Here is a 13,507-nt window from a genome sequence, read left to right as displayed (position 1 = left end):
CCTCGAGTACTCCGCCCAGGGTAGGTCGTAAGTCGGCCATCGGATGGGGGGCGTCGGCGATATCCTTGGGTATCTCCTCGAGAGGCCAGCGGTGGTGCACTTCTTCGACAGTGGCTCGGACCGGAAGAATCGGTCCGGTCGATGACCGACGACGATCCCTTCGCGACGCAACGCGACGCGTCGGGTTCGGTCACGGCCGATCTGGCGGCTGCCGGATTCGAGGACGCGCAAGAGATCGGCCGCGGCGGTTTCGGTGTTGTCTACCGCTGCACCCAGGCGGCCCTCGACCGCACTGTGGCGGTCAAGGTCCTGACCGCCGACCTCGACGAGCAGAACCGGGAACGTTTCGTCCGCGAGCAGCGCGCGGCGGGCCGGCTGACCGGGCACCCCAATGTCGTCAATGTTCTCCATGTAGGTGTCACCGACAACGGTCGGCCGTACATCGTCATGCCGTACCACGCCCAGGACTCACTCGACACGCGGATCCGCCGCCACGGACCGCTCCCGCTCGACGAAGCGCTGCGACTCGGGGTGAAAATGGCCGGTGCCCTCGAGACTGCCCACCGCCTCGGGATCCTGCACCGTGACGTCAAGCCCGGGAACATCCTGCTCACCGACTACGGTGAGCCGGCACTGTCGGATTTCGGCATAGCCCGGATCGCCGGCGGGTTCGAAACCACCGCCGGCGTCGTGACGGGTTCGCCGGCGTTCACTGCCCCCGAGGTGGTGACCGGCGAACCCCCGAGTGCTGCTGCCGACGTGTACGGCCTCGGTGCCACGTTGTTCGCTGCGATGACCGGTCACGCTGCCTTCGAACGCCGTAGCGGGGAGCAGGTGGTGGCCCAGTTCCTGAGGATTGCCGCCGAGCCTGGTCCGGACCCACGGAAGCACGGCATTCCCGAGGACGTCAGCACGATCATCGAACGTGCCATGTCCGGCACCTCGGAGGGCCGTCCCTCCGCCACGGAACTCGGTCAGCAACTCCGAGCATCTCAACGCCTCCACGGTTTTCCCGTCGACGAGATGGCACTGCACGCCGAAGCGGGAGCCGTGCAGCCGAAGGAAGACGTGATGGTGCCGCCGCCTCACCAACTCGTCTCTCATGCACACGAATTCTTCCGCGAAGTGACAAGTTTCGTCGGACGCCGCAATGAAGTAGCCGCGGTGAAGGCGCGTCTGTCGGATTCCCGGATAGTGACCCTCACCGGATTTGGTGGGGTAGGGAAAACCCGGCTGGCGTGCCGCGTCGCCTCGGAAGTGCGCAGAACCTACACCGGCGGCGTCTGGTTTGTGGATCTCGCCGCGATCTCCACTCCAGACCTTGTCGTCAGTGCGATTACCGAGGCGCTCGACATTCGCGACGGAATGAATGCGGACGGTAGTCACTACCTGTTCGAATTCCTCGGTGGAAGACATGCACTCATCGTCCTGGACAACTGCGAGCACTTGATCGAGGCGAGCGGAAGCGTCGCCGCCGAGATTGTTCGGCGGTCGGACCGTGTGGAGATCCTGGCAACCAGTCGGGAACCTCTCGGTGTGCTGGGTGAGACCGTGTTCGAGGTACCCCCCATGCCGGTCCCCGACGAAGCTCAGCTCGCCGACGGGCAGAACGCCAAGAGCTTTCATTCCGAGGCGGTCGATCTTTTCGAGCAACGCGCTGCCTCCGTCGTCCCCGGATACACCCTCGACGACGAGAGCCGCCTGGAGGTTGCCCGCCTGTGCCAGCGGCTGGACGGCATCCCTCTGGCGATCGAACTCGCAGCGGTCCGGATCAGGTCCCTACCCCTCGACCGCGTCCTGTCGCGCGAGGGCGCACTCTTCGAAATTCTGACGCGGGGAAACCGTGGCGGACCGGTACGGCATCAAACGCTGCGTGGCGCCATCGATTGGAGCTTCAATCTGTGCTCGCCGGAGGAACAAGTCCTGTGGGCACGGCTGTCCGTCTTCGCGGGCGGATTCGATTTCGACGCGGTCGAGAGCGTGTGCACCGATCCGGACATCGTTCCGGACGCGTTTGACCTGATCTCCAGTCTTGTCGAAAAGTCGGTCATTTCCACCGTTCAATCCGGATCCACAGTTCGATACAAACTATTGGAAAGTATCAAGGACTACGCGGCCGAGAAACTTGCCGAGCACGGCGACGAGAATGCGTGGCGCAGAAGACATCGAGACTACTTCCTGCGTTTGGCCGAACGCAGCGAGAGCCAGTCACTGGGGTCAGGGCAGCTGGTATGGAACCGTCGTTTGCGGCACGAGCGGGCGAATCTGCGGGCGGCGCTGGAGTACTGCCTGTCTACCCCCGGGGAGGCCCGAACCGGTCTTCGGATGGCGGGTGCGTTGTGGTTCTTCTGGAACGCGAGTGGCCTGCTGCGCGACGGGCGGTACTGGCTGACCCGAGCCTTGGAGGCAGACCGGGAGCCGAGCAGCGAGAGGGCGAAAGCGCTCTGGGTGATCGCTTGGAACGCCATGGTTCAGGGCGACAACCCGACCTCCAAGCAGTATTTGCTGGAATGCAGCGCCGTCGCGGAAGCGATCGGTGATCGAACCGCCCAGGCGTTTGCAGTTCAGTTCCGGGGTGCGGCGGAGATGCTCGGAAACGGAAATCTCGACGTCGCACTGGAGTACCTCACTGCCGGCATGGCACTTCACGCCGAGTCAGGGGAGGTCAATTCCCTGACACTGCTGGGCGGCGCTCAGCTCGCTTTAGTGCACTGCCTGTCCGGAAACCTGGAACAATCCCTTGCCTGGGCGGACGACACCATCGCCTCAGGTAGGTCGCTGAAGGAGCACTTCTCGACGTCATGGGCGCTGTGGGCCCGCGGACTTGCCCTGTGGACCCAGCGCAAGTACCCGCAAGCCTCGGACTCGTTGAAAGAAGCGCTCGAGCTGAAGCAGTCATTGAGTGACTGGTTGGGCGTGAGTACATGCACCGAGATTCTGGCGTGGATCGCGATCGAGGAAGCAAACCCCGTCCGATCCGCCCGCCTGCTCGGTATCGGGCGCACACTGTGCGGCGAGATGGGGAGCGCTCCACTCTTCGGAAACGACACGTTGATCCGCACGCGGACTCGTTACGAACAACGCACCCGTCAGCTGCTGGGTGACTCTGCGTTCGAGAAAGAATCCCGGGCCGGTGAGCGTCTCGAACACCTCGCGTCGATTGAATTCACGTTGCAAAAGCGCACGTCCCAGCCCGCAGCGGCGGCCACTCCTGCAGCGAAGGTGAAACTCACACCTCGTGAGAAAGAAGTGGGAAAGCTGGTGGCCGAGGGACTGACGAACAAGGAGATCGCGGAAAGGCTGGTTATCTCGCCCCGTACCGCAGAAGGACATGTAGATCGCATCCTCACGAAGACCGGGCATCGATCCCGCGCGCAGCTTGCCGCCTGGATCGCCCGCGAGGAGAGCATCGAGTCCCGAAATCCGTAGTTCGGGCAGTGCCCCCGCTACGTTGGGTGCGGACCCGGGCTGAACTCATCGAGGGCTTCGCTGGTCCCCGCGGATACCTGCGTAGGAAATGCGGGTAGTGAAGCACGTAGATCTTCGCCGTCCCACTCGCCGCGCAATTGCGAGTCTTATCGGCATGAACAGCACACACCAACACCACACCAGGACACACACCACCAGCACCTCCTGGAAGCGGTTCGCCACCGTCGGAGTCGCCGCCGCCGCACTCGCCGTCATCCCCGCCGGCGTCGCGGCCGCATCCACCAGCACACCGGCGCTCAGCCCCCTCGCCGCCGTCGCCGGCCACGACATCCCCCGCGATCACGACAACACCATGCAGCAGCGCCGGCACGACCGTCAACGCGACCAGAGGCGGGACCGCCGCGCCGAAATCACCATCGGCAACGAGATCCTCGACGGCTGGGGAAGCAGCACCCCGAGGTAGACGGTCGCACCGTCGAACGCAGGCGCCAATCCAACGAAAACCCTTCTCGACCAACAACCGACACAGCAAGGAAACCTACATGTCTTTCACCACCGACGTCACCATCCGGCCGTTCACAGTCCAGTTCCCCGACTCCGAACTCGAGGCACTGCGTGAGCGCATCGAGACCACCCGGTGGCCCGAAACGGAAACCGTCGCAGATCAGTCGCAGGGCACACCGCTCGCGACGAGCAAGGCACTGGCGCAGTACTGGGCCTCGGAATACGACTGGCGCAAGGTCGAGGCGAAGCTGAATGCTCTGCCGCAGTACATCACTGAGATCGACGGATTGGACATCCATTTCATTCACGTCCGCTCGAAGCACGAGGATGCGTTGCCGCTCATCGTCACACATGGGTGGCCCGGTTCGATCGTCGAGCAGCTGAAGATCATCGACCCCCTGACCAATCCCATCGCCCATGGTGGTGACGCGTCGGATGCTTTCCATCTGGTGATTCCGTCGATGCCCGGCTACGGCTTCTCGGGCAAGCCCACGACGACCGGCTGGGGCCCCGACCGCATCGCACGTGCCTGGGTGGAGCTGATGAAGCGCCTCGGGTACAACCGGTACGTGGCACAGGGCGGGGACTGGGGTGCGATCGTGACTGAGGCGATGGCGGTGCAGGCGCCGCCGGAGCTGCTCGGCATTCACACCAACATGGCCAAGGTGGTTCCACCCGAGATCGACCAGGCGCTCCTCACCGGGCATCCCGTGCCCGCCGATCTGTCCGACGACGAACAGGCTGCGTGCGACCAGCTGGCATTCTTCTATCAGCACATCGGCTACGCCGTGGAGATGGGATCGCGGCCGGAGACACTGATCGGATTGGCGGATTCGCCCGTCGGTCTGGCCGCCTTCATGATCGACCACGACCCGGCGAGTTTGGCGCTGATCTCGCGGGTCTTCGCGGGACAGCCCGAAGGCCTGACGCGAGACGATGTACTCGACAACATCACCCTGTTCTGGCTGACGAACACGGCGTTGTCAGCGGCTCGTCTCTACTGGGAGAACAAGGCCCCGTTCTTCGCCGCCGGTAGCGTCTCCATCCCGGTTGCCGTGAGCGTCTTTCCCGACGAGCTCTATCAGGCACCGCGCAGTTGGGCAGAGAAGGCCTATCCCAACCTCATCCACTTCAACAAGCTCGACAAGGGCGGGCACTTCGCCGCCTGGGAGCAGCCCCAGCATTTGGTAAACGAGCTCCGCGTGGGATTGCGGTCGCTTCGATAACGACCATGACGTGCGCGCCAGCGCACGAGCTGAGAGCGACCGGGTGGCTCATTCCGAGCCACCCGGTTCGCCTTCGGCCGTCCAGCCAACCCCGTGTTCACCATTCTCATCGACTTCGCAGCGGTGCGGCGCGGCGATATCCTGGGGTACATCGTCGAGAGGTGAGCAGTGTGGCATTCGTCGGCAGTGCCTCGAGCGGGATGAATCGATGTAGTCGATGACGGACGTCGATCCGTTCGCGACGCAACGCGACGTGTCCGGTTCGGTCACGGCGGAGTTGGCGGCGGCCGGATTCGAGGATGCCCAGGAGATCGGCCGCGGCGGTTTCGGCGTCGTGTACCGGTGCACGCAGGCTGCGCTCGACCGCACCGTGGCGGTCAAGGTCCTCACCGCAGACCTCGACGAGGAGAACCGGGCACGGTTCCTGCGTGAGCAGCGTGCGGCCGGCCGGCTGACCGGTCACCCCAATATCGTCACCGTTCTCCACGCCGGTGTCACCGGCAACGGCCGGCCCTTCATCGTGATGCCGTACCACGCTGAGGGGTCGCTCGACGAGCGGATCCGGCGTCACGGACCGCTCCCGCTGGACGAAGCGTTGCGACTCGGGGTGAAGATGGCCGGCGCGCTGGCGGCCGCGCACCGCCTCGGGATCCTGCACCGCGACGTCAAGCCCGGGAACATCCTGATCACCGACTACGGCGAGCCTGCGCTGACGGATTTCGGCATCGCCCACATCGCCGGCGGGTTCGAAACCACGGCCGGCGTCGTCACGGGTTCGCCGGCGTTCACCGCCCCCGAGGTGGTCGCCGGTGAGTCCCCGAGTCCGGCCGCCGATGTGTACGGCCTCGGCGCCACCCTGTTCGCTGCTTTCACCGGTCATGCGGCGTTCGAACGGCGAAGCGGTGAGCAATTGGTGGCACAGTTCCTGAGGATCACGTCCGAGCCGGTTCCGAACCCGCGCGAACACGGCATTTCCGAGGGGGTCAGCGCTGTCATCGAACGTGCCATGTCCGCCGAGGCCGGCGCTCGCCCCTCCGCTGTGGAACTGGGTCGGCAACTGCGCGAGTCCCAACTGCATCACGGCTTCCCGGTCGACGAGATGGCAATGCACACCGAACCGGCCGCGGTGCAGGGCGGAGCGTCAGTCCGGCCGTCGTGGTCACCGGCGGATTCGGGCCGAACGGGTGGACTTCCGCTGGAGCTGACCAGTTTCGTCGACCGCCGCACGGAACTGGCCGAGGCGACGAACTTGTTGTCGACGTCGCGGCTGGTGACGTTGACCGGAATCGGCGGGGTGGGAAAGACCCGGCTTGCTCTACGCGCAGCCGCCAAGGCGCAACGAAACTTCTCCGACGGTGTGACGCTGGTGGAACTGGCTGAGTTGCTGGATGATTCGCTGTTGTCGGGGGTCGTGGCGGCCGCACTGGGGTTGCGCGACCAGTCTGCCCGACCCTCACACGAGGTGCTCGTCGAGTTCCTTGCCCCGCGTGAAGTGTTGCTCGTGCTGGACAACTGCGAGCAGGTGGTGGCCGCGGCCGCGAAACTTGCCGAGATCCTGCTCCGCGTGTGCCCTCGGCTGCGTATTCTCGCGACGAGTCGCGAACCGCTCGGAATCGGCGGGGAAACAGCGCTTCTGATTCCCCCGCTGCCCGTCCCTGATCCCGACCACCTGCCGAAAGGACTGCCCCGCAACGATGCGGTCACTCTCTTCGCGGAACGCGGCGCCGCCGTAGTCCCGGGATTCGAGCTGACCGAGGAGAACAAGGTCACCATCGCCCGAATCTGTCAGCGGCTGGACGGGCTGCCGCTACCGATCGAACTGGCGGCGGCCCGGCTTCGCGCGATGACGCCCGACCAGATCCTGCAGCGCCTCACCGACCGCTACCTGCTGCTCACTCGCGGCAGCAGGGACGCGCCCTCGCGGCAGCAGACGTTGCGGATGTGCATCGACTGGAGCTATGACCTGTGCACCCCTGCGGAACAACGGATGTGGGCGCAGCTCTCGGTGTTCGCGGGCAGTTTCGAACTCGAGGCCGCGGAACAGGTCTGCGATGGTGACGACGTAGACGACCTCCTCGACACCGTGACGTTCCTCGTCGACAAGTCGATCCTGACGAGAGAAGAGTCGGGTTCCGCGGTGCGGTTCCGAATGCTCGAGACCGTCCGCGCCTACGGACGGGAAAAGGCGCAGGAGAACGGCGACTACATCGCGCTTCGCCGTCGGCACCGCGACTGGTGTGAGCGGCTGGCGGTCGAGGCGGAAACCGAATGGATCAGCTCCCGGCAGCTCGCGTTGATCTCCAGACTGGGTCGGGAACAACCGAATATCCGCGAGGCGCTGGATTTCTGTGTGTCCGACAGTCCCGCAACGGGACTGCGGATCGCTGCCGCACTGTACCCGTTCTGGCTGTCCCGGGGATTGCTCAGCGAGGGTCGGCGATGGCTCGGTCGCCTCCTGGCTCGACAACCGGCCGAGCCTACCGGCGATCGGGTCAAGGCGCTCTACGCCGCCAGTGTGCTGGCCGGAGTGCAGGGCGACATTCCCGTGTCGGACACGCTGGCGGAGGAAGCGCAGGCGGTCGCCGCTCAGACAACCGACCCGCTGGTGCGTGCGCACGCCGACCACACGGTCGGATACGCGGCACTGTTCGCGGGGCGCCTCCCCGACGCCCGCGCACACCTCGAGAAGGCCGTCCGAGGGTTCACGGCACGCAACGACCTTTACGAGGTGGCTGCAGTCGTCGGCCTCGGCATGACGCACGACCTCGTGAACGACACGGAACGAGCCATCGAATGCCATGAGCGCGTCCTCGCGATCACCGAGGCGCAGGGCGAATCGGTATATCGGTCGTATTCGCTGTGGGCGCTGGCCGTCGCGGTGTGGCGGCTCGGGGAGAGAGCACGAGCGGTCCAGCTCCTCGGGCAGGCGCTCCGAGTCGAGCGTCGGGTGAACGATCGACTCAATGCCAGTGTGTGTCTGCAGGCACTCGCATGGATAGCCGCCGAGGAACAGGACATGGAACGCGCGGTCGTATTGCTGGGCGCCGCAGACGAGTTCACCCGGTCGGTGGGCAGTTCGACGGTGTTGGTGCCCGGCCTGAGCGTGTACCAGGACGAGTGCGAACGCCGGACCCGAGAGGCGATGAGTGAGCAGGCCTTCACCGCGGCCCGCAGAAGGGGCACGGCACTCGGTTTCGACGCAGCCGTCGCCTACGCGCTGGGCGAGCAGATTTCGCCCTCTCCGACGTCCGCCGGTCCGTCGCCTGCACCGACGAAGCGGGAGCGTGAGGTTGCCACCCTCATCGCCGAGGGGCTGACCAACAAGGAGATCGCCGCTCGGCTGGTGATCTCGCCCCGCACCGCACAGGGGCACGTGGAACATCTCCTGACGAAGCTGGGATTCAATTCACGTGCGCAGATCGCGGCGTGGGTCGTGGAATCGCAGGGCGAAGGGTGAGATCAGGGCGAGAAGCGACTGCATGATCCCCTGGCGATGGCGCGATCAGTTACCTGGTGATCGGGTGGTCGCGTGACCAGTCCGCGCTGACCTCGCGTAAAGCCTGGATGAGTTTGCGCACGGCCGGTGCCGGCTGAGTGTCCGCCCGCCTGATCATGCAGACGGTCAACTGAGGCGGATTCCATTCCGTTGCCGGAGTGACAACTTCGTCGGCGCAGTGGTCGCGGAGCGTGTGCCGGGGCAGCATTGCGATGCCCACCCGGGCCGCGACCATGAGCAGGCTCGTGTGCGGGTTCGTCGTCTCGTAGACGATGTCCTGTGCCGGCGGTGCGAACGCGGTGTCCACCAACTCCCGCAGGGCGAAACCGTGCGCGGACACCACCCAGGACTGGCCGGCGAGGTCCTGAATTCCCACTGTCGACTTGCCGGCCAGAGGATGTCGCCGGGACACGCACAGCACGACCTCGTCGGAGATCAGATCGGTTGCGGTGAGGCTGGCGTCGGAGGCCGGGTCGTTGGCCCTCACGACGAGTCCGAGGTCGAGTTCGCCGTTCGTCACGCTGTCGCGCACACCCTGGGAGCCCGATTCCCACACCGAGAAGCGCACGTTGGGGAACGAGTTCCGGTAGAGCGGAACCACTCTCGGTAGCAGTATCTGGCTGGCCGTGGTGACGGCACCCAGGCGCACGCTGCCGCTGCGCAGTCCGTTGATCAGCCCCGCCTCCTCGCGGAGCGCGCGATCGGCCTGCAACACCTGCCGAATGTGCGGTAGCAGAATCCGGGCCTCCGCGCTGGGGAGAACCCCGTTGGCGCGGCGGATCAAGAGGACGACATTGAGGTCCTCCTCGAGGCGCCGGATCTGCTGGCTGAGGGTCGGCTGCCCGATGCCCACCTCCTGAGCGGCCTTGCGCAGCGAACCGAGGCGGATCGCGGCCTCCAGATAGCGCATCTGCTCCGACCTCATGCCGCGACCCTAGACCCGAGTGATCGATGATGGCAATCACCCTGGTCGCCTGCGCTCACTTCCGTGAATCAGTTACCCGGATCACACTGGGAAACGAATCGAGAGGCCCGGGGAGGGCCCCAAACGAAGGAGACGCGATGCCCCGCGCCACTGAGAGCGCCGCAATGCCATGGCTGCGCAGGGTCGGCCTTGCGACGCCCGAGTTGGTCGTCGTGACGCATGAGCACGAACTTCTGCCGGACGGGCCGGCGTTCGGCCCGCCGTGGGTCGTGAAGCCGGACATCGCCGGCAGCGGCAAGGGCCTCGCCGGCCTCGTGCACATCTGCAGGTCCCGGGACGAGCTGTCCTCCGCCGTCACCGCAACTCTTCGGAGCGGTGCGCCCGCGGTGGTGGAGGAATTCGTCGAGGGCGAGGAGTGCTACCTCTCCATCGCCCTGGACGAGACGACTCGTGGTGCTGTCGTGCGCGCCGCCGCCACCGGTGGAGTCGGATTCGATGCGCACCAGGCGGCTGCCATGACGGTCGGCCTGGCGGAAGGCCCCGACGACCACGCGGTCGCCGGCCTGCTCGACCGGGCCGCCGTGTCGGACCCTCGGTTGCACAGTGCGATCAGTGATGCCCTGCAGGTTCTCTGGACCGCCTTCTGCAGTGCGGAGGCCGTCCTCGTCGAGGTCAACCCGTTCCGCTGGGACGGTCAGCGACTGGTCGCCGTCGGTGTGGCGGTCGAATTCGACCCCCACGGTCATCCCGACGCACAGGCACTCCGTCCGTCGGCACTGGTGGATGCCGACCCCGTGGTGGACCGCTCACCCACCCCACGCGAACTGGCAGTCCGCGAGGCCGACGCCGCCGAACCGAATAGGGCGGGCATCAAGTTCTTCGAGTTGGACGGCGACGTCGCCTGCATGATCACCGGCGGCGGTGCGGGGCTTCTCGCCCTGGACTACCTGACCGACCTCGGTATCCGTCCCGCCTGCTACCTCGACGCGTCGCCGGGTGCCGGTAGCGCGAAGCTGCAGACGCTGTTCAGTTCGGCGCTCTCCGTCCCCGGGCTTCGCGGGGTGCTGTTCGGCGGCGCCGTGCTGAGTCTCGCCGATGCCCGCGACGTGGCGGTCGAGTTCGCTGCTGCCGCGGATCGGGCCGGATTCGACTCCACACGGGTGCCGACCGTCGTCCGGCTGGCCGGCCCACACGAAGCGGAGGCGCACGCCGTCCTCCGTCGGCGTCTGCCCGGGGCTCTCGTCCTGGATCGCGCGGCCTCACTCGAAGACGCATGCGACCTACTGCTGACCGCGATGGAGCAGTCGCCGCAGGAACTGGAAGGACTCGTCCGATGATTCGTGAGCTTCTCGAAGCCCGTTCAGGTCTTCTAGTGCAGGGCATCACGGGCAGGCAGGGGCAGCTGGAAACGCGGTGGATGCTCGATTCCGGTGTCGACGTGGCCGCCGGTGTCACCCCCGGCAAGGGGGGTTCCGCGGTGCTCGGCGTGCCGGTCTTCGACACCGTCGCCGAGGCCGTGGCGGCGACAGACTCCCGGGTCGCGATGAGCTACGCGCCGCCGCACGCCGCCTCGGATGCGGTCGTCGAAGCCGCACAGGCGGGCGTCGAACTGATCGTGGTCAGCTCGGAGAACATCCCGCAGCATCGCTGGCTCCGGGCACTCGCGGTCGCGCGAGAGCACCACTGCCACGTCATCGGCCCGAACTCCCAAGGTGTCGTCGTCCCCGGCGTGGGCCGAATCGGCTGCCCCGGCGGTAACGAACCGTGGCAGCGATTCGCGCCCGGCTCGGTGGGCATCGTCTCCCGCAGCGGCGGTATGGCCTCCGAACTGGCGATGCTGATGCGCAACTGGGGATGGGGAACCAGCGTGCAGATGTCCATCGGCGGCACGCCCGCGGTCGGGACGACCCTCACCGAAGGCGTCGAACTCGCCGCGAGTGACCCGAACACCCGTGCTGTAGTGGTGTTCGGCGAACCGTCCGGCGGCCAGGAAATCGACCTGGCAGTCGCGGTGGCAGACGGACGAATCGACGTGCCGGTCATCGCGATGGTGGCCGGGCGTGCCGCAGATTCCCTCCCGACGACGCTGCCGTTCGGGCACGCGCCGCGCAGCGCCGACGGAGCCACCGTGCAGGAGAAGTGTGCAGCGCTCGCCGATGCGGGCGTCCTCGTGGCCCGCTCCACCCACCACGTGCGCGCCCACCTCGCGGACGTACTGCCGGCCGCTGCGCTTCGCTGACCGTCATCCCAGACAGAAGGAAATCTCGTCATGACCCAGATCGAATCCGGAGCGGCGGCCCCGGTCCTGACCGTCGGCACCAGCGCAGCGGACAGCACCGGCCGGCCGTGGTTCGAAGCGGAGATCGCCAAGCGCCGTGAGTTCGCTCTGGCGATGGGCGGCCCGGACAAGATCGAGCGCCAACACGCGCGCGGCCGACTGACGGCGCGCGAACGCATCGAACGGCTCGTCGACGAAGGATCGTGGCGCGAGATCGGCATGATGACCGGATCGGCCCGCTACGACGAACGCGGGCAGCTGATCTCGGTCGAACCGTCGAATGTCGTGTGCGGGCAGGCGAAGATCGACGGTCGGGACGTCATCGTCGTCGCCGAGGACTTCACCGTCCGAGGGGGATCGTCGGAGGCGACCAACCCCGAAAAATGGCAGTACGTAGAGCGTTTGGCATTGACGTACCGGTGGCCGGTGATCCGGCTGGTCGAGACCGCCGGCGGGAGCGTCAACCTCCTCGAGCAGATGTCCGCCACCAAGATTCCGGGATACCCGCACTGGCCGATGGTGGAGTTGCTGGCCACAGTTCCCGTCGTCGGCGTCGCGCTCGGCGCGGCCGCAGGCCTCGGCGCGGTCCGGGTGTGCGCGAGTCACCTATCGATCATGACCGCCGAGGGTTCCTACCTGTTCGCGGGTGGACCGGCAGTCGTGAAGAAGGCGGTGGGCGAAGACGTCACCAACGCCGAGCTCGGCGGCGCGGGTGTGCATGCGCGTGCATCGGGTGTCGTCGACAACGAGGCGGCCGACGAGTTCGAGGCACTCGACGACGTCGTCCGATTCCTGTCGTACCTTCCGTCGAGCGTTCACGAGCTCCCTCCGGTGAGGGCCTGCGCCGATCCGGTGGATCGTCGTGACGAGGCCCTGTCCACGACGATCCCGGAAATCAAGCAGTATTCGTACGACATGCGCACGCTGCTGGCCTCGGTCTTCGACGACGGTAGCCTGTTCGAGATCGGACGGTATTTCGGACAGTCTCAGATCACGATGCTCGCCCGTCTCGACGGTCACACCGTGGCGGTCCTCGCGAACGATCCCAGGTGGCTCGGCGGATCGTTGACCGTCGATTCCGCGGAGAAGATCACCAGGTTCGTCGACATGGCCGACACGTTCCACCTGCCGGTGGTGAACCTGATCGACCAGCCCGGGACGTTTGTCGGCCGCGACGCCGAGCAGAAGGGCACCCTCCGCAAGGGCATCAGGACGGCCATGGCCCTCGAGCAGGCTCGCGTCCCCTGGCTCTCGCTGTTCGTGCGTCGGGCCTACGGGCTGGCAGGCGCCGCCTACGGGCCGATAGGTGGTGGCAGCATCAACCGACGCCTCGCCTGGCCGACGGCGCACTGGGGATCGATCCCCATCGAGGGCGGCGTCGAGGCCGCCTACCGGCGCACCCTGGCCGAAAGTGATGACCCGGACGCGCTCCGTGCCGAACTCTACGCGCGGTTCCAACCCGTGGAGAACCCGTTCCGAACTGCGGAAAGGTTCGGAATCCAGGACGTCATCGACCCCCGCGACACCCGTCCGATGCTGTGCGAATGGGTACGTCAGGCCTACCGAATCCTGCCCGCACAGCTCGGCACGACCACACGCACCATGCGGGCCTGACCGACACCTCATCGCGAACGCCACTTACGAGGAGC

The 13,507-nt window shown here is 66.3% G+C and carries 8 protein-coding genes; 7 read left to right on the top strand and 1 reads right to left on the bottom strand.

Translation table 11 applies throughout. The features are described from left to right. Positions 1-141: 141 nt before the first annotated feature. The 4 genes from ACLIVD_RS35485 to ACLIVD_RS35470 all read left to right on the top strand — a co-directional run bounded on the left by ACLIVD_RS35485 (position 142) and on the right by ACLIVD_RS35470 (position 8,616). The gene (locus ACLIVD_RS35485) at positions 142-3,429 is read left to right on the top strand and encodes a protein kinase domain-containing protein (protein WP_283333235.1); all 3,288 of its coding nucleotides are present in this window, start codon (positions 142-144) and stop codon (positions 3,427-3,429) included. 154 nt (positions 3,430-3,583) lie between these two features. Continuing rightward, positions 3,584-3,892, top strand: a complete 309-nt coding sequence (locus tag ACLIVD_RS35480) for a hypothetical protein (protein WP_491931581.1) — start codon at positions 3,584-3,586, stop codon at positions 3,890-3,892. A gap of 79 nt (positions 3,893-3,971) precedes the next feature. Continuing rightward, the gene (locus ACLIVD_RS35475; protein ID WP_283333233.1) at positions 3,972-5,159 is read left to right on the top strand and encodes an epoxide hydrolase family protein; all 1,188 of its coding nucleotides are present in this window, start codon (positions 3,972-3,974) and stop codon (positions 5,157-5,159) included. Between the two features lie 217 nt (positions 5,160-5,376). Then, positions 5,377-8,616 (top strand): protein kinase domain-containing protein, encoded by a 3,240-nt coding sequence (locus ACLIVD_RS35470; RefSeq protein ID WP_283333232.1) that lies wholly within the window; start codon positions 5,377-5,379, stop codon positions 8,614-8,616. Positions 8,617-8,665: 49 nt separating this feature from the next. Here the strand turns inward: ACLIVD_RS35470 and ACLIVD_RS35465 are convergent, their stop codons facing one another. Beyond that, the gene (locus ACLIVD_RS35465; RefSeq protein WP_280779415.1) at positions 8,666-9,580 is read right to left on the bottom strand and encodes a LysR family transcriptional regulator; all 915 of its coding nucleotides are present in this window, start codon (positions 9,578-9,580) and stop codon (positions 8,666-8,668) included. A gap of 137 nt (positions 9,581-9,717) precedes the next feature. Here ACLIVD_RS35465 and ACLIVD_RS35460 point away from each other — a divergent pair, with 137 nt between their 5' ends. Genes ACLIVD_RS35460 through ACLIVD_RS35450 form a run of 3 tightly spaced genes read left to right on the top strand, consistent with a single transcriptional unit; the run spans position 9,718 to position 13,472 of the window. After that, the gene (locus ACLIVD_RS35460) at positions 9,718-10,917 is read left to right on the top strand and encodes an ATP-grasp domain-containing protein (protein WP_491931580.1); all 1,200 of its coding nucleotides are present in this window, start codon (positions 9,718-9,720) and stop codon (positions 10,915-10,917) included. Continuing rightward, positions 10,914-11,819, top strand: coding sequence for a succinate--CoA ligase subunit alpha (locus ACLIVD_RS35455; RefSeq protein ID WP_491931579.1), 906 nt, complete (start codon positions 10,914-10,916; stop codon positions 11,817-11,819). The genes ACLIVD_RS35460 and ACLIVD_RS35455 overlap by 4 nt, the downstream gene beginning before the upstream one ends. Positions 11,820-11,849: 30 nt before the next feature. Beyond that, positions 11,850-13,472 (top strand): acyl-CoA carboxylase subunit beta, encoded by a 1,623-nt coding sequence (locus ACLIVD_RS35450; RefSeq protein ID WP_491931578.1) that lies wholly within the window; start codon positions 11,850-11,852, stop codon positions 13,470-13,472. Positions 13,473-13,507: the final 35 nt, after the last annotated feature.

This window comes from Rhodococcus sp. G6(2025), from assembly GCF_058628105.1.
The sequence above is the reverse complement of the archived record's forward strand: the minus strand, read 5'-3'. Positions and strand labels throughout refer to the sequence as shown.

Bases quoted from the DNA above. Each gene is read 5' to 3' on its own strand.
- ACLIVD_RS35465 (WP_280779415.1), bottom strand. From the start codon at position 9,580: ATGAGGTCGGAGCAGATGCGCTATCTGGAGGCCGCGATCCGCCTCGGT.
- ACLIVD_RS35460 (WP_491931580.1), top strand. From the start codon at position 9,718: ATGCCCCGCGCCACTGAGAGCGCCGCAATGCCATGGCTGCGCAGGGTC.
- ACLIVD_RS35450 (WP_491931578.1), top strand. From the start codon at position 11,850: ATGACCCAGATCGAATCCGGAGCGGCGGCCCCGGTCCTGACCGTCGGC.
- ACLIVD_RS35470 (WP_283333232.1), top strand. From the start codon at position 5,377: ATGACGGACGTCGATCCGTTCGCGACGCAACGCGACGTGTCCGGTTCG.
- ACLIVD_RS35475 (WP_283333233.1), top strand. From the start codon at position 3,972: ATGTCTTTCACCACCGACGTCACCATCCGGCCGTTCACAGTCCAGTTC.
- ACLIVD_RS35455 (WP_491931579.1), top strand. From the start codon at position 10,914: ATGATTCGTGAGCTTCTCGAAGCCCGTTCAGGTCTTCTAGTGCAGGGC.
- ACLIVD_RS35485 (WP_283333235.1), top strand. From the start codon at position 142: ATGACCGACGACGATCCCTTCGCGACGCAACGCGACGCGTCGGGTTCG.
- ACLIVD_RS35480 (WP_491931581.1), top strand. From the start codon at position 3,584: ATGAACAGCACACACCAACACCACACCAGGACACACACCACCAGCACC.